The organism is Adlercreutzia rubneri, from assembly GCF_009755265.1.
Taxonomy (GTDB): Bacteria; Actinomycetota; Coriobacteriia; order Coriobacteriales; family Eggerthellaceae; genus Adlercreutzia; species Adlercreutzia rubneri.
On sequence record NZ_WPOO01000067.1, the window covers coordinates 1 to 535 of the forward strand.

1 protein-coding gene is annotated in these 535 nt (G+C 57.0%); it reads right to left on the minus strand.

The window, feature by feature from the left end; translation table 11 throughout:
- Nucleotides 1–277: 277 nt before the first annotated feature.
- A partial coding sequence (locus GO707_RS11920) for a DegT/DnrJ/EryC1/StrS family aminotransferase (RefSeq protein ID WP_198161104.1) occupies nt 278–535 on the minus strand: 258 nt, incomplete at its 5' end.

The window sequence follows — 535 nt, forward strand, 5'->3', positions numbered from 1 at the left end:
TTTGTATTTCGAACTTCTCTTCGACCGGTCTTTTTTCTGAGCTAAACTGCAACAAACCGCTTATCAGTCCAAGCCCCGTAAAAAGAAGAACGATCGAATATATGCTGTTGGCGTAGGAGAAGACGCCGTATTCGTCTTGCGTCAAGAATCTCACTATGAGGATATTCGAAGCGAACACGATCAGCTTGTTCGTAAGGGTTGAGCCCAGTATATGAAAGAACCCCCTGTTCAGAAGATTCTTCGCTTGCACCGCCAATGTGTCGCGTATCGACATCGTCTACCCAAAAACGGTGACGAGGGAATCCGCCACGACCGATACGTCTTCCGAGATCATATACGGCCCCATCGGCAGGCTCAGCACCGTCTCGCACAGCCGCTCCGTCACGGGGCAGCCGTCGGGGCACAGGCACGCGCCCTCGAACGCCCCCTGCCCGTGCATGGGCTTGGGGTAGTAGACCATCGTCGGGACGCCCCGCTCCTTGAGGGCGGCCTGCAGGGCGTCGCGGTCGAGGCCCTCGGGCAGCCGCACGGTGTA